The organism is Paraburkholderia phenazinium (assembly GCF_900141745.1).
In the GTDB taxonomy this organism is placed as follows: Bacteria; Pseudomonadota; Gammaproteobacteria; order Burkholderiales; family Burkholderiaceae; genus Paraburkholderia; species Paraburkholderia phenazinium_B.
On record NZ_FSRM01000001.1, the window covers coordinates 935,418 to 959,433 of the forward strand.

The 24,016-nt window shown below is 63.4% G+C and carries 17 protein-coding genes; 7 read left to right on the forward strand and 10 right to left on the reverse strand.

The features are described 5' to 3' along the window. The first annotated feature begins 322 nt into the window (after positions 1–322). The 4 genes from BUS06_RS04405 (at position 323) to BUS06_RS04420 (ending at position 6,139) form a co-directional block, all read left to right on the forward strand. Positions 323–1,834, forward strand: a complete 1,512-nt coding sequence (locus BUS06_RS04405) for a sensor domain-containing diguanylate cyclase (RefSeq protein ID WP_074263154.1) — start codon at positions 323–325, stop codon at positions 1,832–1,834. Between the two features lie 131 nt (positions 1,835–1,965). Then, positions 1,966–2,580 carry a DUF2239 family protein gene (locus tag BUS06_RS04410; RefSeq protein WP_074265911.1) on the forward strand — a complete coding sequence of 205 codons (615 nt, stop codon included), beginning with the start codon at positions 1,966–1,968 and terminating at the stop codon, positions 2,578–2,580. Between the two features lie 474 nt (positions 2,581–3,054). Beyond that, on the forward strand, positions 3,055–4,605 hold the full coding sequence (locus tag BUS06_RS04415) for a methyl-accepting chemotaxis protein (protein WP_074263155.1): 1,551 nt from the start codon (positions 3,055–3,057) through the stop codon (positions 4,603–4,605). 226 nt (positions 4,606–4,831) lie between these two features. Further along, the gene (locus BUS06_RS04420) at positions 4,832–6,139 is read left to right on the forward strand and encodes a solute carrier family 23 protein (protein WP_074263156.1); all 1,308 of its coding nucleotides are present in this window, start codon (positions 4,832–4,834) and stop codon (positions 6,137–6,139) included. A gap of 100 nt (positions 6,140–6,239) precedes the next feature. Here BUS06_RS04420 and BUS06_RS04425 read toward each other — a convergent pair whose 3' ends face one another. Further along, complete coding sequence (locus BUS06_RS04425) at positions 6,240–7,904, reverse strand: Na+/H+ antiporter (protein WP_074263157.1); 1,665 nt, start codon at positions 7,902–7,904, stop codon at positions 6,240–6,242. Between the two features lie 381 nt (positions 7,905–8,285). Here BUS06_RS04425 and BUS06_RS04430 point away from each other — a divergent pair, with 381 nt between their 5' ends. Then, complete coding sequence (locus BUS06_RS04430; protein WP_074263158.1) at positions 8,286–9,554, forward strand: sensor domain-containing phosphodiesterase; 1,269 nt, start codon at positions 8,286–8,288, stop codon at positions 9,552–9,554. A 44-nt stretch (positions 9,555–9,598) separates the two neighbouring features. Beyond that, positions 9,599–10,303 (forward strand): copper homeostasis protein CutC, encoded by a 705-nt coding sequence (locus tag BUS06_RS04435; protein ID WP_074263159.1) that lies wholly within the window; start codon positions 9,599–9,601, stop codon positions 10,301–10,303. A gap of 63 nt (positions 10,304–10,366) precedes the next feature. Here the strand turns inward: BUS06_RS04435 and BUS06_RS04440 are convergent, their stop codons facing one another. The 9 genes from BUS06_RS04440 to BUS06_RS04480 all read right to left on the reverse strand — a co-directional run bounded on the left by BUS06_RS04440 (position 10,367) and on the right by BUS06_RS04480 (position 22,709). Further along, positions 10,367–13,960: an indolepyruvate ferredoxin oxidoreductase family protein gene (locus BUS06_RS04440; protein ID WP_074263160.1), complete on the reverse strand. Its 3,594-nt coding sequence runs from the start codon at positions 13,958–13,960 to the stop codon at positions 10,367–10,369. A gap of 204 nt (positions 13,961–14,164) precedes the next feature. Continuing rightward, a complete protein-coding gene (locus tag BUS06_RS04445) occupies positions 14,165–15,217 on the reverse strand; it encodes an ion channel (protein WP_083611490.1) in 1,053 nt (350 codons plus the stop codon). A 124-nt stretch (positions 15,218–15,341) separates the two neighbouring features. Continuing rightward, the gene (locus BUS06_RS04450; protein ID WP_074263162.1) at positions 15,342–15,587 is read right to left on the reverse strand and encodes a hypothetical protein; all 246 of its coding nucleotides are present in this window, start codon (positions 15,585–15,587) and stop codon (positions 15,342–15,344) included. 89 nt (positions 15,588–15,676) lie between these two features. Further along, positions 15,677–15,898: a hypothetical protein gene (locus BUS06_RS04455; protein ID WP_074263163.1), complete on the reverse strand. Its 222-nt coding sequence runs from the start codon at positions 15,896–15,898 to the stop codon at positions 15,677–15,679. Positions 15,899–16,008: 110 nt separating this feature from the next. After that, on the reverse strand, positions 16,009–16,920 hold the full coding sequence (locus BUS06_RS04460; protein WP_074265912.1) for a carbohydrate kinase family protein: 912 nt from the start codon (positions 16,918–16,920) through the stop codon (positions 16,009–16,011). Positions 16,921–16,925: 5 nt separating this feature from the next. Further along, complete coding sequence (locus tag BUS06_RS04465) at positions 16,926–18,218, reverse strand: AGE family epimerase/isomerase (protein ID WP_074263164.1); 1,293 nt, start codon at positions 18,216–18,218, stop codon at positions 16,926–16,928. Beyond that, positions 18,215–19,201: a LacI family DNA-binding transcriptional regulator gene (locus BUS06_RS04470; RefSeq protein WP_074263165.1), complete on the reverse strand. Its 987-nt coding sequence runs from the start codon at positions 19,199–19,201 to the stop codon at positions 18,215–18,217. Before BUS06_RS04470 ends, BUS06_RS04465 begins: the two co-directional genes overlap by 4 nt. Positions 19,202–19,540: 339 nt before the next feature. Then, complete coding sequence (locus BUS06_RS04475) at positions 19,541–21,388, reverse strand: EAL domain-containing protein (protein WP_074263166.1); 1,848 nt, start codon at positions 21,386–21,388, stop codon at positions 19,541–19,543. Between the two features lie 295 nt (positions 21,389–21,683). Further along, on the reverse strand, positions 21,684–22,709 hold the full coding sequence (locus BUS06_RS04480) for a bile acid:sodium symporter family protein (RefSeq protein ID WP_074263167.1): 1,026 nt from the start codon (positions 22,707–22,709) through the stop codon (positions 21,684–21,686). A 485-nt stretch (positions 22,710–23,194) separates the two neighbouring features. On the opposite strand from BUS06_RS04480, the gene BUS06_RS04485 reads away from it, so the two are divergent. After that, a complete protein-coding gene (locus tag BUS06_RS04485; protein WP_254368752.1) occupies positions 23,195–23,731 on the forward strand; it encodes a hypothetical protein in 537 nt (178 codons plus the stop codon). Positions 23,732–24,016 lie beyond the last annotated feature (285 nt).

Sequence of the window (24,016 nt, forward strand, 5' to 3'; positions counted from 1 at the left end):
CGGCCGCCGCTCAGCTATTCTTCAGCTTAATGAGCAGTATAAGCACCCTGCAGAAAACGACGCGAACCCGGAAACAACCGAACATACCTGATATCGGCCAAAAACGACGATGGTTTACTCCGTATAAACGCTGGACTGCCCTGACGACTTACCAGCAGTATGGCTGGGCCATGTGGCGCCGGCCTCTGTTACGCTAGCGTTTCAAGAAATTGCATGCGCCGCCGTAAGCCGTATTGTGCGAGCCGCGTTTTTCGTCACTTCGGCGGCGGTCACACCCAGACAACGCGCGTAGCCAACGCGCATGCTAGAAGCAACGAGAGACATGGTGACGCGCCGCCCGAATATCGTGATTGCGATCAGTCTCGCGCTAGCCGGCGCGATCCTGGCGATCGCCATCTGGGTGCTGGCGCAGATGCGCGAGGATGCGTTGCGACGCGCCCAGGACTCAGCTCAGAACGTCTCGCTGCTAATCGAGCGCGACGTGGCGCGTAACCTCGAACTGTATGACCTGTCGTTGCGCGCGGTCATCGCCGGGCTGCAACAGCCCGGTTTGATGGCCTTGCCGCCTGCGCTGCGCCAGATGGTCCTGTTCGACGGCGCCGCGAGTGCAAAGGACATGGGCTCGATGCTGGTCCTCGATGAGTCGGGTAACGCAATCCTTGATTCGCAGTCCGTTCCACCGCGGCACATCAACTCTACGGATCGCAGCTACTTCTTCGTCCACCGTAATTCGCCCAACGTTGGTCTCTACGTCAGCCCGCCGTTCGAATCCAGACTTGCCCACGACGGCCTGCGTATCGCACTGAGCCGGCGGATCTCGCGTCCGGACGGCAGCTTTGCCGGCGTGGTGGTGGGCACCTTGCGGATCGAGTACTTTAAGCGGCTCTTCGCCGGGATGAACCTTGGCAACAGCGGTTCAATGGCGCTGATGCTCAGCGACGGCACGATGCTGATGCGTCGACCGTACGACCCGAAGATCATCGGCATCAACCTGACCGGCACGCCGAACTACACGCGTTTTACCAAACAGGACAGCGGCGAATTCTTCGGCACTGCGGCGATCGACGGCGTCGAACGCTGGTACGCATTCCGCCATATCGACGGTTTTCCGCTGCTGCTCGACGTCGCGATTTCCACGCGCGATATCTACGCCGGTTGGCGGCGCAGGGCATGGATTATCGGCAGTCTGATCGGCGCGCTCGATGTGACGATCATCGCGCTCGCGATCCTGTTCTCGCAGCAATTGAGGCGCCGTCTCGAAGCGGAGGAAACGTTGCGGGCGCTAGCTCGCACCGACGGGCTGACCGGGCTGAACAACCGACGCACGTTCGAGGAGCAAGCGGAGCGTGCCTGGCTGCAGATGCAACGCACGGGACGGCCGCTGTCGATACTCCTGATCGACGTCGACAACTTCAAGGGCTTCAACGATCTGTACGGTCATTCGGCCGGCGACGATGCGCTGGTGGCAGTGGCGCGCTGCATCGACAGCAATGCGCGGCGCCCCGGCGATGTCGCGGCGCGCTACGGCGGCGAGGAATTCAGCGTGCTGCTGCCCGATACCGACAACCTCGGCGCCGCGCAAATCGCCGAGCAGATCCGCGCGGCCGTACAGGCGCTCGAGTTGCGTCACGTCGCCAGTGCACACCATGTGCTGACTATCAGTGTTGGCATCGCCAGTACGGCGAGTCATCACTTCGCCACTTATCGGGCGCTCGTCAACGCCTCGGATACCGCGCTTTACGAGGCCAAGGACGCGGGGCGCAATCGCAGCCTCTCGTACCCGGTCGCGGAGCGGGCTCCCAGCCCCGGGACGATCACGCAACCGGGCCGCTAGCCGGGCGACGCGGCATCACGGGATCGCACGAGCCTTGCCCCTACCCACGGCAAAAATTTTACCCGGGTGATATTGCATTTGTATTTTACCCGGATATAATTCACGAAAATCGACTGATGAGGATTTTCGTGATGACCCAGCAAACCACAACGTGCACGGCCTTCGAGGGCGTTCGGCGCATCGCGTCGGGCGCATTCGTGGATGTCGCGCTCGCCGTGAAGCAGGTGACCGAGCGCGGCGAACAAGCGCCCGTGCTGATTTTCGACGACGTGACGAGCCAACCGGTCGAGTTCGACTTGCGTGGTACTGCAGATGAGGTGCGCGAGCGATTGACGCGCGAGCAGACGGGCGCACCCGTGAGCGACGAGTCGGCTGACCCGACCGATGCCAGTGCACCGCGTGGCCGTGGCCGTCCGAGGCTAGGCGTGGTGGCGCGCGAGGTGACACTGCTGCCGCGTCACTGGGACTGGCTCAATAGCCGGCCCGGCGGAGCGTCGGTGGCCTTGCGCAAACTTGTGGACGCCGCGCGTCTATCAGGCGAAGACACGGACCGCGTGCGTCGTGCCCAGGAAGCGGCCTATCGTTTCATGACCGCGCTAGCCGGCAATCTGCCGGGTTACGAGGAAGCGACGCGTGCGCTTTATGCCGCCGACGCGGCCCGCTTCGCGGCCTCCATCGCGCAGTGGCCAGGCGACGTACACGAGCACGCTGCGAAACTCGCATCAAGAGCATTCGGCGCCGTCTAGTCGCGTGGCGGTTTGCATGTCGCATGCCGCACCTGAATCGCCGCAAACCGTCGCGGCTGACAACAACGTTCCGGTCGAGTCGATGGACGAAAAAAAAACCGCTCACACTGGGGGGCGTGAGCGGCAAGTCGGAGAGTTACAACATCGCAGCGCAAGTCATGGGATCACGCAGCAAGAACAAGTCTAGCGAGCAGCCGCTCCCCGATACATCAGACAAATCCCAATCCCCATAAGGCTCTGCGGCATGAGCCTTTCAACATCCTGTCCTGCTTATTCCCATGATTAGCAGGTCAAGTCTCCGCTTGCTCCGCCGTAAAAGAAGCTGACGCGTTATAGCGCGCACCGTCGACGCCGCAGCGGCGCGAAGCCCGGTCAGGAGTAGATGAGCGCCTCAGACCCGATGCTTCGCGCCGGGTCCTTCAAGAGGACAGGAGTTGTTGTAGCGGCCCGGCACTTTCTACAGAGGAGACAGGGATGAAGTGGTTCGAGCGTATGACGGTGTTGCAAAGCCTGCTGGTGTCGTTTGCCGCCGTGATCGGGTTCTGCGTGGTGGTGGGAGGCGCTGGTTTGATGACCTTGTCGTCCATGCACGACCTGACTGTGGAGATCGGCAGCCGTCATATGGACGGTCTCTACTGGATGGAAGAAGCGAACCGCAACAAGATCGACGCGGACCTCGCCGCAGCGAATCTGGGTTATGCGGCAAACGAAGCGGGACGTCAGCGTCTGGACGCCAATATCGTCGAATCGCTCAAGAACATGCACGATGCCTACGACCGCTATCGGGCGACGTTGTCGACCAGCAAAGGTCAGACGCTGCTCGACGAAGTGCTGCGCAAGTCGGCGGTGTGGGAAGAGATCGTGCATCAGCAGATCGGCCAGGAGCCGATTCCAGCGGGTGTCGACAACAACGAACTGGTGCGCCGCGCGATTGCCTCAAGCGAAGCCTTGCGCGACAGCATCGTCCAGGTCATCGACTATCGTCGTCAGCAAGCGAGCGATGCGCAGGCCGAGGCCGCCGCCAGCTACCGGCACATGCGCATTGTGCTGTCGTCGCTGGTGCTCTCAGCGCTGGTGGTCGGCATGCTGCTCGCGTGGCTGATCGCGCGGCGCCTTGGCCGGCAGCTCGGCGGCGAACCTGGCTATGCCGCTCAGATCGCCAACCGGATCGCTGCCGGCGATCTGAGCGTGCGCGTCGAGACGCACGCAGACGATACCCGTAGCCTGCTGTTCGCACTGCGTAATATGCGCGAGCGGCTCGCTGGAATCGTCGCGGGCATCAGCGAATCGAGCGAATCGATTCTGCTGGCCTCGGGCGAAATCGCCCAGGGCAACACCGATCTCTCGCAGCGCACCGAAGAGCAGGCGGCATCGCTTGAAGAGACCGCCTCCAGCATGGAGCAGTTGACTGCCACCGTACGGCAGAACGCCGACAACGCGCAGCAGGCGAGCGGTGTCGCGCACGGCGCGTCGGAGGTGGCGGCGCGCGGCAGCGGTCTGGTAGGCGACGTGGTCGAGACGATGCGTGAACTGGCGGCAGGCTCGAAGCGCATGACCGACATCATCGCGGTGATCGAAGGCATCGCTTTCCAGACCAATATCCTGGCGCTCAATGCCGCCGTCGAAGCGGCCCGAGCCGGCGAGCAGGGCCGCGGCTTCGCGGTGGTCGCGGGCGAAGTGCGTTCGCTTGCTCAGCGCAGCGCGCTCTCGGCCAAAGAGATCAAGGAACTGATCGAGACCTCGACGACGCGTGTCGGCAGCGGCGCGGCACTTGCCGAACGGGCCGGTCAGACGATGGCCGAAGTTACGCAAGCCGTGCAACGCGTGACGGACATCATGGGCGAAATCTCTGCTGCATCGCACGAACAGAGCACTGGCATCGAACAGGTGAACCGCGCCGTCGCGCAAATGGACGAGGTTACCCAGCAGAATGCCGCGCTGGTCGAGCAGGCGGCGGCTGCCGCAGCTTCGATGGCAGACCAGGCACGCGAACTGAAGACCGCAGTGGCGGTGTTCGAACTCTAGCCGCTGCGACGTTGAATTCGCCGCAGCGCGTCCACGACTCCGCTTGCCAGGGCCATGCGCTCTCCGTACACTCGCGCCTGATTCGAAAAATGCGTCGGATAACGCGTTGAACAAAGCATCCGCTAAGTGCCTGCTAAAAACGCGGCTGCTCTGCCAGGGGCACCACAGCCGCATCCGCATTCAACCCGCCCGACGCCAACCACGCCGATAGAGGAGACCTCCCGCCATGGCCGATTCCTACTTCCCCCGCTGGCGCACACAGCCGAGCGCCGCTGAGGGCCGCGTCGTCAACACCGATGAACGGCTCGCCTGGCCGCAGATGTTGGCGATGGGCATCCAGCACGTCGTCGCCATGTTCGGTTCGACCGTGCTCGCGCCGCTGCTGATGGGCTTCGATCCGAACCTGTGCATCTTCATGTCGGGGATCGGCACGCTGCTGTTTTTCGTCGTGGTGGGTGGCCGTGTGCCGAGCTATCTCGGCTCGAGTTTTGCCTTCATCGGCCTCGTGATCGCCGTGACCGGCTACGGTGGACACGGTTTGAACAGCAACATCCCGGTGGCGCTCGGCGGGATCGTCGCGTGCGGCGTGGTGTACGCGATCATCGGGCTGATCGTTTCGGCGGTCGGCACGAAGTGGATCGAGACGCTAATGCCGCCGCTCGTTACGGGCGCGATTGTCTGCGTGATCGGGTTGAACCTGGCGCCGATCGCCGTCAAGGGCGTGAGCGGCAGCAACTTCGATTCGTGGATGGCGCTCGTCACCGTGCTGTGCGTCGCGGCGGTCGCCGTGTTTGCACGCGGCATGCTGCAGCGCTTGCTGATCCTGGTCGGCCTGCTGGCCGCCTACGTGATCTACGCGATCGTCACGAACGGTCTCGGCATGGGCAAGCCGATCGACTTCTCGATTGTCGCCAACGCCGCGTGGTTCGGCATGCCGCATTTCACGGCACCGGTGTTCAACGTGCAGGCAATGACCTTGCTGGCGCCGATCGCGGTGATCCTCGTCGCAGAGAATCTCGGCCACATCAAGGCCGTAAGCGCGATGACCGGTCAGAATCTCGATCGTTACGTAGGCCGCGCATTCATTGGCGACGGTCTCGCCACCATCGTCTCCGGTTTCGCCGGCGGCACGGGTGTCACGACCTACGCGGAAAACATCGGTGTGATGGCCGTGACGAAAATCTACTCGACGCTGGTGTTCGTGATCGCCGCGCTGATTGCGCTGGTGCTCGGCTTTTCGCCGAAGTTCGGTGCAGTGATCCAGACGATTCCGGGACCGGTGCTGGGCGGCGTGTCGATTGTGGTGTTCGGGCTGATTGCGGTGACGGGCGCGCGCATCTGGGTGGTCAACAAGGTGGACTTCTCCGACAACCGCAATCTGATCGTCGCGGCCGTCACGCTCGTACTGGGCGCAGGGGACTTCTCGCTGAAGCTGGGCGGCTTTGCGCTTGGTGGCATTGGGACTGCTACCTTTGGCGCGATCATTCTTTACGCGCTGCTGCGCCGCAAGCCCGCACAGCAACCGGCTGTGTGAGCGCACGCTAGCCGCGTCAGAGCCAGGTGCGTCGCCCGGGAGGCGAGTGGATCAATCAGCGAGCCGACGACTGAGCGAGTCATGCGCGCGCGCCCTTCGTTCACGCGCGCGCCACGCCGCGCGTGATCAGCGCTGTCTCCGACAGATCCACTTCGCGCATCAGCTTGTTAAGTGTTTCGTCGTTGATCTTCTGCGTGTTGCGCAGCGACAGCAGCACCGCGCGTTCCGCGCGAATCGCAGCCAGCTTCATCTGAAACTCCAGCGCCTCGGCGCGGCGGGCCTGCTCGCTCGGAGGCGTAGTCGCATCGCCGAGGGTTGCGAGACGGCGACGATAGATATCCATCACGCGTGCCGTCACATCGGTCGCATAGGCCGCAGCCGATTCGTCGAGATCGGCGCTCGCGGTCTCGTGCAGATCGTCGACGGCGCGAATCGCCGCTTGCGCCGCGAGCTTGCGGGCGTGCCGTTCCTCGGCCGCATGTGGATCGCGCCCGCGCCGCCAGCCCTGCAGCAGCAGCGGTAACCCCACCACCGCCACGAGCAGCGACACGAGGATCACGCCCGCCGCGATGAAGATCGCCAGATTTCGTCCCGGCAGCGCCACCCCGTTGGGCAACGTCTCGGGCAGTGACAGCACACCGGCCATGGTCACTGCACCGCGCACGCCGGCCACCGTCGTGATCGTGACGGTCCGCAGGCCGGGCACCGCGTTCGCCATGCCCTGCTTCGCGGCGCCGCGGCTCGCATACCAGCGCAGCAGCCATACCCACACAAAGCGCAGCGCATACAGCGCAACCGACACTGCGGCGATATAGCCGATCAGCAACAGCATCTGCTCATTACTGGTCTCGTGTGCGTCGATCAACGCCCGGCCGAGGATATGCGGAAACTGTAGCCCGAGCAGAATGAACACCATGCCATTGAAGACGAATTCGATCATCGCCCATGTGCTGTTGGCCCGCACCCGCTCCGCGACCGGCCCCGCATGCGCGATGCTGGTGTAGTTCATCATCATTCCGGCGGCGACCGCTGCGAGTATTCCGGACCAGCCGAAATGCTCGGCAAACAGATAGGCCGCGAACGGGATCAGCAGTGTCATCACGACGCCCGGTGCCGGGTCGCCGTTCTCCATCACGCTCAGAAAACGCGCGGACACGAAGCTGAACAGCCAGCTCACCACGGCACCGGTCGTGAGCCCGCCGAGCGCGATGATCACGAAACTGATCGAGGCGTCGCGCAGCGAGAACACACCGGTCAACGCGGCTGCGATGGCGAACTTCAGCGCGACGAGGCCCGACGCATCGTTCATCAGCGCCTCACCTTCCAGGATGTGCATCAGTTGCCCTGGAATCCGGTTTTTGCCCGCGATGCCGGTCAACGCGACCGCATCGGTTGGCGAGAGCACGGCAGCGAGCGCGAAGGCGACGGGCAGCGAGATAGCCGGCACCAGCGCATGCACGAAATAGCCGACCGCCAGCACCGTCATGAAGACGAGTCCGAGCGCGAGCAGCAGGATCGCGCGGCGCGCCATGAAGAACTCGCGCTTGGGGATGCGCCATCCGTCCGCGAACAAAAGCGGCGGAATGAAGAGCATCATGAAGATTTCCGAATCGAAGGTGACGTGCAGCCCGAGCCTGGGCCACGCGAGCAGGGCGCCGACGACGATCTGTACGAGCGGGAGCGGCAACTTGACCGGCATCACGCGAACGGCACCGGAGGCGGCCACCGCAAGCAGGAGGATCAGGACAGTGAAGACAATTTCCATCTGGCTCGTTTAAGGAGAAGACAGCTGGTTTTGTTCGCAGGCCGCGGGTGTTCTGACTGGGGACATAAGGCCGAAGTTTAGCCCGAGGTCTCGACCCGGCGGCACGCCGCACCGGTTGAAGCGCGCTGTTCAGGGCAATTCATGCTCCGCAGATAGCGTTTTTTGGGTAACGGCGATGCACCGAATCGGTGCGTCATGCGCCCGGACGCAACGCCGGCAGCTTTAGTCGGTGCAGCGCCGCATGCAAACTTCGCTTGAACGTGCGCCAGCGTGCGCACGGACCTTGCTTATGGAGTATCGATGACGCACATTTTGAGAACCGGCGCTGTGGGTGTCCGCCTCCGCGGTTGGACCGGCCCGGCTCTCGCGTGAGAGGAATGCATGACGATTGCGCAACAGGAAAGAACGACCGCCGCACCGCACGGCTTCGAGGTGAGTGTGACCTCGGGGCTCGAGCGGTATTCGGTGCGGCACGGGGATCTGGAGCTGACGAGCGTGTTTCAGCCGATCTTCAGTTTGTCGCATATGCGCGCGGTCGGCTACGAAGGTTTGCTGCGCGCCCACGACGCGCTCGACCGGCCGGTGTCGCCGCTCGACGTGTTCGGCCAGGCGGCGCGGATTGGCGACGTGCTGCAGGTGGACCGGCTGGCGCAGGCGCTGCATCTGGAGAACTTCAAGGTGCTCGGCGCCGAGAAGGAGTGGCTGTTTCTCAATGTCCATCCAGGGGCGTTGACCGATCCGTACCACGCTGCCGCGCTGCTCGCGAATCTGCGGCGGCTTGATCTGTCGCCGCGGCGCATTGTGCTGGAGGTGCTGGAGCAACGCGCGGAAGACCTGGAACGGCTCGCGGATGCGGTGCGCAAGTTCCGTGAACTCGGCTTCCTGATTGCGTTGGACGATTTCGGCGCGGGGCATTCGAACGTCGAACGGATCTGGCAACTGAACCCCGACATCGTCAAGCTCGATCGCATCATGCTCTCGCATGCCGCACATCGCGCCGACATGGCGACAATTCTGCCCGGCCTCGTCGCGCTGTTGCATGAAGCGGGCAAGCTCGTGCTGATCGAAGGCGTGGAGACTGAGCACGAGGCGCAGATGGCGCTCGGCTGCAACGCCGATTTCGTGCAGGGTTTTTTCTTTGGCCGCCCGAACCCGGGTGCCGCGGACAGCGCGCAGGCCGTGATCTGCATCAGCGAAGTCACCGAGCGCTATCGCGACCAGACTGAAGCACGCGAGCGGCGCAATGCGAGCCGGCTGGCGCCGTATATCCGCGCGTTCGAACGCGCGGCGGAACGGCTCGCGGCCGGCGAGCTGCTCGATGAGGTGTGCTGGAACTTCCTCGCGCTCGATCACGCGGCACGTTGCTTTTTGCTCGACGAGAAAGGCCGTCAGGCGGGACGCAACGTGGTGCTGCGCGCCGACCGGGCCTCGCATGAGACGCGCTTTTTGCCGCTCGCCGATGCCCAGGGGGCGAACTGGTTGCGGCGGCCATATTTTCGCGCGGCGATCAATGCGCCGGACAGGGTGCATGTGACCCGGCCGTACCTGTCGATTAATGAGGCATTGCCGTGCGTGACGCTGTCGGTGGTGACGCATGTCGGTGAGCAGACATGTGTGCTGTGTGGGGATATCGATTGGGTGGAGGAATAGCGGCCCTGAGATAATGTCGGTTTTAGCGACGCCGATTTGCCGCCATGTCCGAGTCCCACGTTTTGCTGGAAGTCATCGCCACCACGGTCGCCGATGCGCGGCTTGCCGCGCAGGCGGGAGCCGACCGGCTCGAATTGATCACGGGGATGGGCGAAGGCGGCTTGACGCCCAGTCTCGGGTTGATCGAAGCCGTGACGGCGGCTGTCGATATTCCTGTGAATGTGATCGTGCGGCCGCACAGCCGTTCGTTCGTGTTCGACGGCGATGACTTTGCGGTGATGTTGCGCGACGTGCGGGCGGTCGCCGCAGCGGGCGCGAATGGCGTGGTGATCGGGATGCTGACTCCTGACGGCGAGATTGACCGCGAGGGTTTAGCGCGGGCGATCGACGCGGCGGATGGTCTTGCGATCACGTTCCACCGTGCGTTCGATGAAACCCGCGATCTGCATGAGGCGCTCGATGTACTGCTCGGGTTCGACGCGGTCACGAATGTGCTGACCTCGGGCGGCAAGCCGTCGGTGCTGCAAGCCGAAGAGATGATTCGAACGCTGTTGCGGCAGGCGGCGGGTTCGCACTGCACCGTGCTGGCCGGCGCAGGGTTGACGGTGGATGCCTTGGCCGGATTCGTTCAGGCCACTCGCGTCAAGGCGGTGCACTTCGGCTCGGGCGTGCGGATTGATGGGAATGGGCTGGCGCCGCTGGATCCGCAGAAGATTGCGCGTGTGAGGGCTGCACTGGAGGCGGCGTAGGATCGTTCCCTGTGCTGATGTTCGCGACGAATCACCCCCGCGGCGGCCCGCACCTTTTCAGATTCACTTCGCCACAACCACCGGAATCCCTCGCAAGGTTCCAGCACCCTTTGCCTCTTCCAGCGCCTGCTTGACCGCAGCGCCCGTCGCCGCTTCGATTTGCAGCCTCGCAGCCAGTTCGCGTTCGGAACGCTTCACACCGGCCAGGTTCGCCAGCTTCACATGCCCGTATCCACGCACACGAGCGTGCAGATCCGCTAGCTTGACGATTTCCTCGACATTACCTGCCTCGAGCTTCGCAAACGCTCGTTGCAGGGTGGTTTCGTAATCGTTCGCCAGTTCGCGTTCCATCCGGCGTTCCAGTGTGCGGCCAAACGGATCGAGCATCGTGCCGCGCAGCCCACGGAATTTCGCCATTGTGCCAAGCACCGGCCACAGCCATTGACCGAATGTCTTCTTCACCGGATTCGCGCCATGCCTGGGACTCGACAACGTGGGCGGAGCGAGGTTGAATTTCACACCGAAGTCCTTGCCCGCGACGCCTTCGAATTGCGCTTCCAGCGACGCCCGGAACGCGCTATCCGTATGCAGGCGCGCCACTTCGTATTCGTCCTTCACAGCCAGCAGTCGATAGAAAGTCGTCGCAACTGCACGCGTCACACGCTCACCTGATGAAGCTCCGCCGACACTCGCCTCGGCACGCCGTGCCGCATCTACCAGCGCGCGATAGCGCTTCACATAAGCCACGCCGCCATACACGGCAAGACGCGCTTCGCGATGCGCGACCAGTTCATCCACCGTATCGATGCGCACCGGTTGTAGCGCACCGTGCCGAGCTTGCCACAATGCTTCGAGTGCCGCCGGATCAGCCGCCGCGAGGCGGCCGACCGAAAACGCCAGCTGATTCATCTGGACTGCGACATTGTTCAATTCGATCGCGCGCATCATCGCGGCGAACGACACCGGCACCAAGCCGAGCTGCCACGCAAAACCGAGCATCAGGATGTTCGCGCCGATCGTATCCCCAAGGAAACGTGTGGCGAGGGCCTGCGCATCGCATGCCGACATACGCTCTTCGCCTGCCGCATGACGCATCTTGTCGATCAGCGCGCCGGCGTGCAGGTTCGCGTCCGGGTTCTGCACGAAGGTTGCATTCGGAATCGCATGGGTATTCACGACAATCCGTGTGCGACCGTGACGGACAGTCTGCAGCGCATCGGAACTCGCCCCTACAACCATGTCACACGCCAGCAGCACGTCGGCCTGCTGCGTATCGATACGCACCTGATTGAGCCATTCATCTCGTGCTGCAAAGCGCACGAACGAGAGCACCGAGCCGCCTTTCTGCGCAAAGCCCATGAAATCGAGTACCGAAGCGCTCTTGCCCTCCAGATGCGCAGCCATGCTGATCAGCGCACCCACCGTCACGACGCCCGTGCCGCCGACGCCCGTCACCAGAATGTCGTACGGCGCGGCGTCGAGCTGGGTGGCCGGCACCGGCAGGGCATCGACGCGCGCAGCCAGCGCCGCTGCATCGAATGCCACGCCCGCGGCCTTCTTGAGCTTGCCGCCTTCGATCGTCACAAAGCTCGGACAGAAGCCGTTCACGCAGGAAAAGTCCTTGTTGCACGACGACTGGTCGATGCGACGCTTACGGCCGAGCGCAGTTTCAACCGGTTCGACCGACAGGCAGTTCGATTGCACGCCGCAATCGCCGCATCCTTCGCAGACCTCTTCGTTGATAAAGAGGCGTTTGTCCGGATCGGGAAACTCACCTTTCTTCCTGCGACGACGCTTTTCGGCCGCACAGGTCTGGTCGTAGATCAGCACGGTGACGCCGTCGATATCGCGTAGCACGCGCTGCACCGCGTCGAGCTCGCTGCGATGATGAAACGTGGTGCCCTTCGGGAACAGGTCGTGATGACCGTCGTATTTCTCCGGCTCGTCGCTGACCACGACAAAGCGCGACACGCCTTCCGCTTCCACCTGACGCGCGATCTGCGGCACCGAGATGCTGCCGTCGACCGGTTGACCGCCCGTCATCGCGACCGCATCGTTGTAGAGAATCTTGTAGGTGATGGTGGCTTTCGCCGCGACTGCCTGGCGGATCGCCAGAATGCCCGAGTGGAAATACGTGCCGTCACCGAGGTTCTGGAAGACGTGACGCGTTTTCGTGAACATCGAATGCGAGGCCCAGTCGACGCCTTCGCCGCCCATCTGGATCAGGCCGGTGGTGTCGCGTTCCATCCACGAGGCCATAAAGTGGCAGCCGATACCCGCTTGCGCGATCGAACCTTCCGGCACCTTCGTCGACGTGTTGTGCGGGCAGCCGGAGCAGAAGTACGGCGTGCGCTTCACGGCGTCGGCGGCGTTCGAGAGAATCTGCGGCGCGACCAGATCGACCACGCGCTCACGGCGATCGAGCGCAGGCTTGTGCCGTGCGAGCCAGTTCGCGAACACCGGCAGGATGCGCGAGGGCCGCAACTCACCAAGCGACGACAGCAGTAACGATCCATCCTGCGCATGCTTGCCGATCACCACCGGACGCGCGCCGTCCTGCCGGTTGTACAGATGGTCCTTGATCTGCTGTTCGATGACCGGACCCTTTTCCTCGATCACGAGCACTTCGGAGAGACCTTCGATGAACGTGTCGATGCGCGTCATCTCCAGCGGAAACGACAGTCCAACCTTGTAGATCCGCACGCCTGCCGCTTCGAGATCTGCGACCGTGAGATCGAGCCGGCGCAGCGCTTCCATCAGGTCCAGATGCGCCTTGCCGCAGGTGACGATGCCCACGTTCGCGTGCGGACTCGGTGCGATCCATTTGTCGATGCTGTTGCTGCGTGCAAAATGGCGCACTGCATCGAGCTTGGCCGCGAGCCGTGCTTCGATGGTGAGACTCGGCAGATCGGGCCAGCGGTTATGCAGGCCACCGGCGGGTTCGACGAAATCTTGCGGAGCGGTCCATTGCGTTTGCAGCGCATCGAGATCGACCGTCGAGCCCGATTCGACGGTCTCCGAAATCGCCTTGTAGCCTACCCACGCGCCCGAGAAGCGCGACAGCGCCCAGCCATACAGCCCGAACTCCAGCATGTCGGCCACGTTGGACGGATTCACCACCGGCATATGCCAGGCCATCATTGCAAAGTCGCTTTGATGCGGCATCGACGACGACACACAGCCGTGATCGTCGCCCGCGACTACCAGCACGCCACCATGCGGCGACGAGCCGTAGGCGTTGCCATGCTTGAGCGCGTCGCCGGCGCGGTCGACGCCAGGACCCTTGCCGTACCACATCGCAAACACACCTTCGACGGTGCGCTCCGGATCCGATTCGACCCGCTGCGTGCCGAGCACGGCGGTGCCGCCGAGTTCTTCGTTGATCGCCGGCAGGAAGCGGACATCGCTCGCTGCGAGCAGTTTGTTCGCCTTCCACAATTGCTGATCGACCATACCGAGCGGCGAGCCGCGATAGCCGCTGATGAAGCCCGCCGTATTCATGCCACGCGCCTTGTCGAGCGCGCGTTGCATCAACACGAGACGCACCAGCGCCTGCGTGCCGGTCAGAAAAATGCGGCCGCGGGTGGCGGTGAGGTTATCGGTGAGCTTGTAATCGGCGAGGGCGGGCGTGCCTTCGATGGGCAAGCGGGCGGTCATGGCGAGTCTCCGTTTTTATGCGTTCGCGCGAAGTGGATGGGGACCACAAAGGCTTCGCGTCGAAAGAGACTCTATTTTTTAGCGCCGATTGGAGAAAATTATTGCTAGTTTCCAGGTTTGCTCACGCAAAGCAGTGAAGTACTTCGCGAATTCGGCCGGTTTTGAGATAGATCTGCCATCGAACCCAACGGGGCCTTATTTACCCTACGCGCCTGGCACCGCCCGTGGGTCGATCGCGGCGGCTGGGACCAGCGGCGCCATGGGTTCAAGCGGTTCGACTTCGTCGAAGTGGACGTAATCGATATGGCTAACCCCTTCTTCTTCACGTAGCAGGTCGACATACTTGTACTGCCAGCGAATCGCATCAGCTTCCCAGGTATGACGCGCCTGCATGGTTTGCGCGGTCTGGTCGTCCGCGCCTTCGATGGAAATCAGCAAGGACGCTTCGCGCGCCTTCATCGACTCGGCCGTCTCACCGAACAACGGGCTCGTCTCGTCGATGATATGCATCAAGGTCCAGCTAAACAGAAACGCGGGATGCTGATCGCGTACGAGCGTCAGGTCATAGAGCTTGCGTAACGTGTAGCCCTCGGGAGAGGTTTCGACGCGCATCAGGCGCATTCTGCCGTGCGCCTCTGCGATCAGGTTCTGCCGGCCGTTCGCCGCGCGTGCCATCAGCGTCATGTGACCGTCGATAGGCCGCACCACGGCATAGCGCGAAAACATGATCCTGGCGCGCGGCCGCGAGAAGCGCGCGAAGATCAGGCCGGTCGCCAAGGCGATGCCTGACATGCCGACGAAAATTTCGAGCGTGGCGATCCAGTGGGCGTAGACCGTCTGCGGATGCATGTCGCCGTAGCCGACTGTCGCGAGCGTTTCGACGCTGAAGAAGAACGCGCCGCCGAAGCCGGCGGGAAACTGATTGGCAATCGGCTTCGTGCCGAGCATGTAGAGCGAAGCGAACGTGGCGTTGAGCAGCAAGAACATCAACGCCAGCGACACGAAGAACACGGGCCATTTGACCACTAGCGCGCTGTGGTAAATGTCCTGCCAGAAGCGGACCGGCATGCCGTGCGCAATGATCGTGCGCGAACCGAATGGAATCTCGCGGCTGCCACGAGGCAGCCGCTTGCGCGACGTGGCCTCGGCGTCCGCAGCGGCCGAGTGGGTGCCCGCGCCGGTGCCGGGCATGGAGCCGGGGCCAGGGGCCGGGCCTGAGCTTGGGCCGGTCGTGCGGTCTGACGTATTGGTGGCCATTGCGTGTTTGTCGGCATGAAAACGCGCAAAGCGTAGCACGCCGCACGGCGTGCCCTTGCAGATTTTGGGCGCTTCACCGCGCGTCGCAATGCGGCCTCAGTCCGCCTCGCGCGAACTCACGCCATCACGGGAAAGTGCGCGGTTTCGGAATTCCCGCGCCGTGTTCGATATCCGTGACCGCCTGTTGATGGGCCGCTTCAATCGCTTCGGTTTCACCGGCGTAGCCGGCGTCGCCGCCGACCGTTTTCCACGCCTGCACCGCGCGTTCGAGATGACGGATTTCAAATTCCGCATCCCATCGCGCACCTTGTAACTCGAGGGGGCGCACGTGGATCGAGTACACGCCATAGAGGAAGAGCTGTTCAGCCATTATCGCCTCCAGCCGGTTGTTTCCAGAAAAGCGCCACGCAGCGCGAACGTGCTGCCGGCACCAACGGCACCAGCATGTGGGGTGCCTGCCTAGAATTCGATTTCGCCGAGGATGCGATGAGCCAGCGCTTTGGCCTCTTCGAGGGCTTCTTCCTCGGTGGTCGAGGTGGCCTCGACTTCGTAGACTGTGTTCTCCAGCTCGCCGCCCTCGTCGCGCGAGAGCGTGACGAAACCGCGGTACGCTCCACCGTCTGCCGGCTGCACCGTGGCAACGGCCGTGTAGAGTCCTTTGGTGTAGGTGACGTCCTCCATGATGCTTCTCCAGCAAGGGGGAGATTCCATCCTAGCACGCCGATTCGGGACTCACCGGCCATCTGTGTGACACCCTGGATTGCGCGCCGAATCTGGGCGCGCCGCGCAGCTCACCCCTGCAGCAACGCCACCACCTCATCGAGCGACGGCGAGTGCGCTCCGGCATGACGGCAAGCGGCCGCGCCGGCTGCCAGCGCGAAGGCGAGATGCTCCGACCAGCCGCGTTGTGGCGCCGTCATCAGGCTGAACAGCAGGCCGCCAATCGACGCGTCGCCCGCGCCGACCGTATCCGCCACTTCGACACGCGGCGGTTGGGCTTCGATGATCGTGTCGCCTTCGATCAGCGTGGCCTTCTCCGAGCCACGCGTGACGAGCACGGTCGCCTTCGGATTCATCGCTCGCAGCTGGGCGAGCGCGTCGGCTTCGCTGGTCTTGAACAGCAGGCCCAGGTCTTCGTCCGAAACCTTGATGAGGTCGGCGAGCGCGGCCATCTTGCGCAGCGTCGGCTCATAGCCGTGCGCCATCAGATTGCGGTAATTCGGGTCGAAGCTGATCTTCACGCCGCGTTCGCGCAACTGCGCGGCGAGCGTGGCGAGCGTGTTGCCGAGCGGCTGGCGCACGAGACTGATGCAGCCGAAGTGCGCCCACTTCACCTGGCTCATCCAGCCTTCCGGCAGCTTCGAGGGATCGAAGGCCAGGTCGGCGCCGTTCTCACCCATGAAGAAGTACGCCGGCGGGTGCGTCTGATGAACGATCGCCAGCAGCGGCGGTCGTTCTACGCGCTGCATGAAGCGCATGTCGAGACCGGCAGCGACGCTGGCGTCCCAGAGCTCGTCGGAGAAATTGTCGGTGCCGAGCGAGCCGACGCAGGCGGTCCGCAGGCCGAGCCGCGCGACCGCGCGGGCGACGTTCCAGCCCGCGCCGCCTGGGCGCGATAGCCATTGCGAGTCGCCGGTGCGCACGAGGTCGGTCAGGATGTCGCCGGGCGAAACGAAGAGGGGAAGTTCAGTGCTCGCGCTCATGGTGCTCACCGTGCGGATTCAGTTGTGTTGGATGGGGCGTGCGGCAATGCATGCATCAGCACTTCGTAGCATGCACCCATCGTGTGATAGTCGGTCTTGCCGGCCGGGCTTTTTTCATCGCTGTACTTGCGATTGTCGCAGGTCAGGATGCGATACCACGCGCCGTATTTGTGGTCGACGAAGTGCGTCCAGCTATAGCGCCAGATCTCGTCGTACCAGTCCCAGAAGCGCTCGTTGCCGGTGCGCTTGCCGAGCAGCGCGGCGGTCGCGAAGGTCTCAGCCTGGACCCAGAAATACTTGTCGTGATCGCAGACCGTGCCGTCCGGGCCGAAGCCGTAGTAGAGGCCGCCGTGATCGTCGTCCCAGGCGTGCGTCATGGCCGCGTCGAAGAGTTCGATGGCGCGCGGCAACAGCCACGGCAGCGGGCGATGGCGTTCGAGGATCAGCAGCAGCTTGGCCCACTCTGTCTGGTGACCGGGCTGGAAACCCCACGGACGGAAAATGTTCGAACTGTCTTCCTCGTTGTAGTGCCAGTCCACCGACCAGTCTGCGTGGAAATGTTCCCACACGAGACCCTGTGAGAGCTTGGCCTGACGCAGCGTGATGTTCGACGCCACACGTTCCGCACGATCCAGATACACCAGATGGCCGGTTGCTTCATAGGCGGCGAGCAACGCCTCGGTGGTGTGCATGTTGGCGTTCTGGCCGCGGTACGAGCTCACGCGCCAGTCGGGCGTCGCTTCGTCGGCGTAGAGGCCGGCGGCGGCATCCCAGAAGCGGTGCTCCATCAGCTCGAAGGTGGCGCCGATCATCGGCTTCGCTTCTTCGATGCCGGCCATCGCGGCATGCGAATAGGCCAGCAGCACGAAGGCGAGTCCATAGCAATGACGGGTGGCGTCGAGTACGTGCTTGGTGCCGTCGCGCCAGTCGAACTCCCAGTCGTAGCCCTTGAGTTCGGCGTCCCAGTGCACGTCGCGCAGGAAATTCAGACCGTGGCGCGCGTATTCGAGGTGCTGCGGATCGCCGAACTCGCGATACGCCATCGCGTAGTTGAACACGTAGCGGCAACTGCTGACCAGGTGGCGCGTCGTGCGGTTGTAGATCGAACCGTCGTCGCTGAAGAAGTGATAAAAGCCGCCGCTCGGGTCGAACACGTTGGGCGCGTAGAAGCGCAAGGTGTCCTGGATGTGCGAGAGCAGAAATTCGCGCTCGCGGAAGCTGGCGACAGCGGGCGCCTTGGGCGACGCGGCGCCTGCGTGATCGGGATGGTCGGGATGAAGCTGATCGGATTGTGTCATGGTGTTTTCACCGAGGTACTGGCACGTGCGATGAGATGAACGGGCAGGTGGACTTCGAGTTGCGTGGGCGACTCTTCAAGCAGCAGTTCGACGCCGCGCCGGCCGAGCGCTTCCTTGTCGACGGCGATCGTCGACAGTGGCGGGGTGGCGTGAGCGGCGGCAGGGATGTCGTCAAAACCGATGATCGCGATGTCCTGCGGAACGCGCAGGCCACGTGCGAGGCAGACGCGCAGCGCAGCAAGCGCGGCGGCGTCGTTGTAGGCAAATACGGCGTCGGGACGCTCGCCGGGTGCATCGAGTACGCGTTGCATGGCGAGCGCGGCGCCGGTGTCGGGGTCGAGCCCGGCGTCGATGGTCACTTCAAGCGAGGGGTCGAACAGCAGACCCGCTTCGAAGAACGCGCGCCGGTAGCCGAGCGCACGCTGCGCGATGCTGAAATGGGCGAGCGAGCCGCCGATGAAGGCGATGCGCTTGTAGCGGTGCTGGAACAGATGGCGCATCGCCAGCGCCGCGCCGGCCGCGTTGTCGAGGTTGACTGACCGCAGCCCCGGCGCCCACAGGTCGATCAGCACGAGCGGGCGCTGCATGGCGACGAGCGTAGTGAGCGTTTCAGGCTCGACGAAGCCGGCGACGGCGACCGCGTCGGGCGCGTGCAGGCGCATCTGCTGGATCACGTCTTCCGTGGGTCCTGCAGTCAGCACGGACGGCACGATGCCGCGCTCGCGGCAGGCATCTTCGACACCGTGCAGCACGTGCGAGAAGAACGGGCTGGCGGCGAAATTATTGTGCTGGCGGTGCAGCAGAAAGGTCAGCCGGCGGATGCGCGGGCGCAACTGGGCCGCGTCGTAACCGAGCTGACGCGCGGCCTCGACGACCCGCAGGCGGGTGGCGTCGGAGAGGCCTGGCTGATTCTTCAGCGCGCGGGAGACGGTGCCGATCGACACGCTGGCGGCGCGGGCGACATCGCGGATGGTTGTGGCCATCTGGGTGGGCGGCGAGCGTAGTGCTGGCCGCTGGCTAAGTTGATTTCGGGGGATTGTATAGTAAAACTGGCGGAAATATCCCTGCACTCACGCGAATCGGTACGCGTAAATACCCGTATATAAGGAATAAAGGCGGTTTCATTGTGTTTAGTAAAATCAACTAAACATGAGGCTGAATTTCCGGGAAAGGTGAGTTTTTAGGGGTGAATAGTAGGAATCCGAAGCATTTTCCGGTGGGTTGAAGAGCCGCAACCGACAACGCGAGGCTACGGAAGCGGTGCTCTTGCGAAGCCGGTGCCCGGGGCGCCCCTCGGTCGCGCAGGCGTGGCGGCCGTCGTCTCAGTCGAACGCCGCGTGGCGCGCGTCGGTGTGCCCCTGCAACAGCGCGTCGCTCTCATCCGCCCCGATCAGCACGAATCCGCCCGGGTCCTGCTTCGCGCGCCGCTTTGCGAGCGCCGCCACCGAGGCAACTTCCTCGCTGCTATACAGCGTCGGACCGACATGGGACTCAATGTGCACGCAGCCGATCGCCATGGTCACAAAGCTGAAGAAGGTCGCATTGCCACGCCGGTCTTCGCCGTGGATGCCGCCCGCGAGCCGGTCCTCGGGCGCGTAGAAGCGTTGCGCGCCTTCGTTGAACAGCTGGATCGCGCGCAATACGCGCTCGCGCCAGTCGTCGCTCTGGAACAGGATCAGGAAGTCGTCGCCGCCCACGTGGCCGAGAAAGTCACGGGTCGGATCGCACACGTCGGCCAGCACGGCGGCCGCGAACTTCAGCACTTCGTCGCCCTGCCAGTAGCCGTACTGGTCGTTAAAGGGCTTGAAATGGTTCAGGTCGACATAGCAGGCGTAGAACCCCGCGTCGTGGCCGAGCAGCCGCGTGATGTGCGAGCTGATCGGAATGTTGCCGGGCAGGAAGGTCAGCGGATTCGCGTAGCGCGCCGCTTCGATGCGCACTTCGGTGACCGCACGCACCAGGTTCTCGCCGGTGCCGAGGCCCGCGTATTTACCGTTGTCGGTGATGACGAAGCCATCGGCGAGATACCGCTGGTCGTCGCTCGCTAGCAGCTTGGCCATCTGTTCGACCGTCATCGATTTTTCGATGATCACCGGCGATGCGTTCGCAAACAGCAGGCAGGGGCGCTTGCCGAACAGCTCGCGGTGGTACGGCAACGCGTAGCGCTCCATGAAGGCGCGCCGGTTGATCAACGCCACTGGCTCGTCGTTTTCGACCACGGCGACCGCGTGCAGATCAGGCAAGCGGTTGAACAGTTCGAGCACCTCGTTGTTGGTGGCCTCGCGCGGCAACGCAGGCGCATGCACCATCATCTTGGCCGACGCCATGCCGCCCGAAGGTGATGCGCTGACCGCGCGCGTCGCTTCCGGAAACACGGCAATGTGCCCGGCGCGAATCGCCTTGCGGGCGTCGTCCGTCACCATGCGGGCAGGCTTTGCATTAGGGCGGCCGAAGAAATAACCCTGCCCGCAGTTGATGCCCATGTCGCGCAGCACGATCAGATCCGCTTCGTTTTCGATGCCCTCGGCTACCAGCTTTGCGCCGCTCGCGCTGGCGAACTGCTGCATGGCGCGCACGGCCTCGAACTTCAGCGGGTCACTCGCGATGTCGTGAATAAAAAACCGGTCGATCTTCACGACGTCCGGCCGCAGGCGCACCCACAGATTCATGCTGGCATTCGCGGTGCCATAGTCGTCGAGCGCGAATTGCGCGCCGGCTGTGCGCAAGCTCGTCAGTGCCGACAGGAACTGGCCGATGTCGGGAATCGCGCTTTGTTCCGTCAGCTCGATCACGATGCGCTCTGGGTCCACGCCCGCTTGCCGCAGCAGCCCGAGGGTATCCTCGCGTGCCTCGGCGAGCTGGCGCAGCGCACCCGCGCTGAAATTCAGAAACAGCTTGCCCTCGCAGGCCGACTGCGCGAATGCCCGCACGCAGATGAGCGCGGCGGCGCGCTCCAGTTCGAGCACGCGGCCCTCGGTGTTTGCCAAGGCGAACAACGCGAATGGTGTCTCCAGCGGCGAGCCGGCAGGTCCGCGAATCAGCCCTTCGTAGCCCAGGATCGCCCCGTCGTCGAAATCCACGATCGGTTGAAATACTGCGGACAAATCACGCCGGGCGATCAAATCCTCGATGCTGGGCGCGGCAGAACGAGGGGGCGAGCGAAGTGGCATGGCATTCGGCCAAAGCGGTGAACCGTCGGCTTATCGGCAACGCCGCAGGGAAATTAAGTGAATTTTTAATGACAAGACGCACTGACGTGGTGCGCCCGCGCCGTATCCTGGCGCGGGTCGGAATGGAATCCGGTTCACCCGGCCGTCTTGTTTGCATTGCGCCTATGCCATCAGGCCAGGGCGACGGCGCGAGCATTTCGGCGTGAAATAGCGGAAAAGCCGCGCGAAGGCGGCTTTGTTCAGACAGGCTCAGGGAGGGCGCTTTATGAATCTTTTGTTCGACAGGTTTGGCGCGTTAGCGTCGCGCAACGGCCGCCGCGGGGTGGTCCTCTGCGGCCGCGCGAGTTTCAGCGCTCGTATCGCGCGCGCCCCAGCGCTGCGCGAGAGCGGCGCATACCATCAGCTGGATCTGGTGAAACAGCATCAGCGGCAGCACGGCAGCCCCCACCGCGTGCGAAGCAAAGATGACCTTTGCCATCGGCACGCCGGAGGCGAGACTCTTTTTCGAACCGCAGAAGATGATGGTGATCTGGTCCGCGCGATTAAAGCCGAGCCGTTTGCTCGTGAACATCGTGACGGCCAGCGCAAGCGCCAGCAGTACAGCATTGATGAGCACGAGGCCACCCAGTGCGCCCAGCGAGGTATGGCGCCACAGGCCTTCCGTGACGGCCTCGCTGAAGGCGCCGTACACCACCAGCAGGATCGAACCCTGATCGACGAACTTCGTCACGCTGCGATGGCGCTCAATCCACTTGCCGAGAATCGGCCGCAGCAACTGCCCCGCCACGAACGGCACCAGCAGTTGCAGCACGATATTCCAGACCGTGTGCCATGCGGACGTGCCGCCGGCCGCCTGGTTCGTGACGACCAGGCTGACGAGCGCCGGCGTAATGAAGATACCGAGCAGGCTCGAAGCCGAGGCGCTGCACACGGCAGCCGGCACATTGCCTTTGGCAATCGAAGTGAACGCGATGGACGACTGGACCGTCGATGGCAGCGTACAGAGGAAGAGGACGCCGGCGTAGAGCGCAGGCGTAACAAGGGGCGAAAGGAGCGGTTTGAGCGCGAGCCCGAGCAATGGAAACAGCGCAAACGTGCTTAGCAGGACGACGATATGCAGACGCCAATGGGTCGCGCCCGCCACGATCGCTTCGCGTGAGAGCTTGGCGCCGTGCAGAAAAAACAGCAGCCCGACGGCGAAATTCGTCAGCCAGTTGAACCAGACGGCTGCCTGCCCGTGCACGGGCAGCAGGCTGGCGAAGATCACCGTGCCGACGAGGCACAATGTGAAGTTATCGGGAAGCAGTTTCGGGCGAGCCATTTCGCAATCTCAACTCAATTCGGGTGATGCGGGTAACGCGGAAATACAGACACGCGTGCGTGGCGGCACGTGGCGTTCGCTGTAGGGGGAAGGGACCATTAATAGCGGATCGTGATTAAAAAATCAAATTCATTTGCGGAATCGATTGATGAGGATTGCGCTTCTGAGGCGTGTCGAAACCCGCCTGGCGGAGCGGCTGCGCGGGGGTATTTCGGGGCGTTCCAGCTGGTAATCAGGAGGCCCTGATTTGCCCCTTGCGCAAGACGTTTGTCGCGCAAAAACGTCGCAGTAACATGGTGTTACAACGCAGTGTCAGGCCTAACACTTTTTGGCTCGACACCCCTCCGACCGACCCATAAATTACTGCTCAAAGGCCAATGGGATGCATAAGTTGCGGATCGACCGCAGCGGGTACGCAAATCCTGGAACAAGCCTCGCCGCAGCTCGAACGGCGGGCTTCAGGCGGGTCTTCGGGCAGGTGAATCATGGTGGACGCAGGGTTGTGGAGAACCAGGCATTGGGTGTTGGGCGCAGTCTTGACTGTGCTGTGTTCGCTCGCCTGTGCCAGAGGGCCGCAAGTACCGCATGGCGGTGGCTTCGGCGGCGGGTTCGCTCATGCCGGCGCTCAGCATAATGCGCGTGCTTACGACGCTCGCGCCGAGCGTGGCGCATCAGTTGAGCGCAACGCCCGGGTCGCGCGCAGCGCGGGTACACCGCATGGCGGCTACACCAACGGGCAATCATCACGCGTTGCCGGCAACGGCGCCGGTGGCTACGGCGGCTACAGGGGCGACGCCCGCGCGGATCCGCGCGGCGGATTCCAGTACGCCGGCGCGATTACCACCGTGAGCACCGAGGTTCGCTCGGTGCCACGTCCGCCCGAGGACGAAACGATGGTGCGCGCCGGTTCGATCCGCGCCGACGTTGCGCGCTATAACGAAGAGCGCGGCGCCACTCGACCCGTCCCGCGCCCGCCGGAGTATATGAACCGGCCGCCGGGGCAGTCGCCCTACCGCAACTAGCCTTTTCCTGAACGCTCCTCGTTGACTCCTGCGCGCTCCGCTCGCTCGAGACCGGTCGTCCTGCGCGCCGTCACGAGAACGGCATCGCCAGCCACTTTCTCCTGCTTTCAATCTGTCAGCTAACCTGCGCCCGGTCATACCGTGCGTTGTCTGCCCGTCCAAGTGACGTATGCACGCCACACTTTCATGACAGCACGACGCACGGCACCTTACTGAACCTTCAAATTTTGTCCTTCACCGGGCCGGCCGTCATCGGCGCGGTCCCTGATCCGTTATCTGTCTTTG

Excerpts from the sequence above, each read along its gene's own strand:
- BUS06_RS04405 (WP_074263154.1), top strand. The coding sequence starts at position 323 with ATGGTGACGCGCCGCCCGAATATCGTGATTGCGATCAGTCTCGCGCTA.
- BUS06_RS04410 (WP_074265911.1), top strand. The coding sequence starts at position 1,966 with ATGACCCAGCAAACCACAACGTGCACGGCCTTCGAGGGCGTTCGGCGC.
- BUS06_RS04415 (WP_074263155.1), top strand. The coding sequence starts at position 3,055 with ATGAAGTGGTTCGAGCGTATGACGGTGTTGCAAAGCCTGCTGGTGTCG.
- BUS06_RS04420 (WP_074263156.1), top strand. The coding sequence starts at position 4,832 with ATGGCCGATTCCTACTTCCCCCGCTGGCGCACACAGCCGAGCGCCGCT.
- BUS06_RS04425 (WP_074263157.1), bottom strand. The coding sequence starts at position 7,904 with ATGGAAATTGTCTTCACTGTCCTGATCCTCCTGCTTGCGGTGGCCGCC.
- BUS06_RS04430 (WP_074263158.1), top strand. The coding sequence starts at position 8,286 with ATGACGATTGCGCAACAGGAAAGAACGACCGCCGCACCGCACGGCTTC.
- BUS06_RS04435 (WP_074263159.1), top strand. The coding sequence starts at position 9,599 with ATGTCCGAGTCCCACGTTTTGCTGGAAGTCATCGCCACCACGGTCGCC.
- BUS06_RS04440 (WP_074263160.1), bottom strand. The coding sequence starts at position 13,960 with ATGACCGCCCGCTTGCCCATCGAAGGCACGCCCGCCCTCGCCGATTAC.
- BUS06_RS04445 (WP_083611490.1), bottom strand. The coding sequence starts at position 15,217 with ATGGCCACCAATACGTCAGACCGCACGACCGGCCCAAGCTCAGGCCCG.
- BUS06_RS04450 (WP_074263162.1), bottom strand. The coding sequence starts at position 15,587 with ATGGCTGAACAGCTCTTCCTCTATGGCGTGTACTCGATCCACGTGCGC.
- BUS06_RS04455 (WP_074263163.1), bottom strand. The coding sequence starts at position 15,898 with ATGGAGGACGTCACCTACACCAAAGGACTCTACACGGCCGTTGCCACG.
- BUS06_RS04460 (WP_074265912.1), bottom strand. The coding sequence starts at position 16,920 with ATGAGCGCGAGCACTGAACTTCCCCTCTTCGTTTCGCCCGGCGACATC.
- BUS06_RS04465 (WP_074263164.1), bottom strand. The coding sequence starts at position 18,218 with ATGACACAATCCGATCAGCTTCATCCCGACCATCCCGATCACGCAGGC.
- BUS06_RS04470 (WP_074263165.1), bottom strand. The coding sequence starts at position 19,201 with ATGGCCACAACCATCCGCGATGTCGCCCGCGCCGCCAGCGTGTCGATC.
- BUS06_RS04475 (WP_074263166.1), bottom strand. The coding sequence starts at position 21,388 with ATGCCACTTCGCTCGCCCCCTCGTTCTGCCGCGCCCAGCATCGAGGAT.
- BUS06_RS04480 (WP_074263167.1), bottom strand. The coding sequence starts at position 22,709 with ATGGCTCGCCCGAAACTGCTTCCCGATAACTTCACATTGTGCCTCGTC.
- BUS06_RS04485 (WP_254368752.1), top strand. The coding sequence starts at position 23,195 with ATGGTGGACGCAGGGTTGTGGAGAACCAGGCATTGGGTGTTGGGCGCA.